The sequence below is a fragment of the Sphingobacterium cavernae genome, assembly GCF_008520265.1.
GTDB lineage: Bacteria > Bacteroidota > Bacteroidia > Sphingobacteriales > Sphingobacteriaceae > Sphingobacterium > Sphingobacterium cavernae.
The window spans coordinates 1-531 of the sequence record NZ_VIQM01000044.1; the positions used below are offsets into that span (position 1 = coordinate 1).

1 protein-coding gene is annotated in these 531 nt (G+C 36.7%); it reads left to right on the forward strand.

Annotation, left to right across the window (positions count from 1 at the left end):
- The coding region (locus FLS47_RS18525; protein WP_223225203.1) for a hypothetical protein at positions 1-272 on the forward strand (272 nt) is incomplete at its 5' end.
- Positions 273-531 lie beyond the last annotated feature (259 nt).

The following is a 531-nucleotide window of genomic DNA, read 5'->3' on the forward strand; positions in this document are numbered from 1 at the left end:
AAGACTTTCCGCTGGATTTTCGTAAACTAGTGGTTCGAGGAGGGCTGTTTTCATCTTTTGAAGGAGGAAGAGAGCTGTTTCTACTATTTTTTTTAGGCCCCTTTAGCAAACGTATTTCTTCCAGAAGACCACCTATGGTTTCATTAAGTTGTTTAATAGTAGCATTCAGATCTGAAATGATTTGCTCAGAAGCTGCATTTTCGGCTAATCTGGATGTTTCAGATGCGATACGGCTGCTGATTCCTGTTCGAGCAATTCAACTAATTTCGTAAAGTTCTTGTTATCCATTATGGCCGTTCTGATAATTACAAAAAACCGCATTTAAAGCCTAAAAACCTAAAAATAAGAGTAAAAGTTATACAGTCAAATGTGGATAAAATGACCTAAATTCCTCCTGTTTTCCTCAATGGGACACCCTAGAAATTTTTATTGACGATCTCGATTAACCTTGTTTGTTTTTCATCCATTTTCAAGAGGATGTTTTTTATGGCTCTGGATTCCGGGAGTACTATTTCCAGCTGGTATATATTT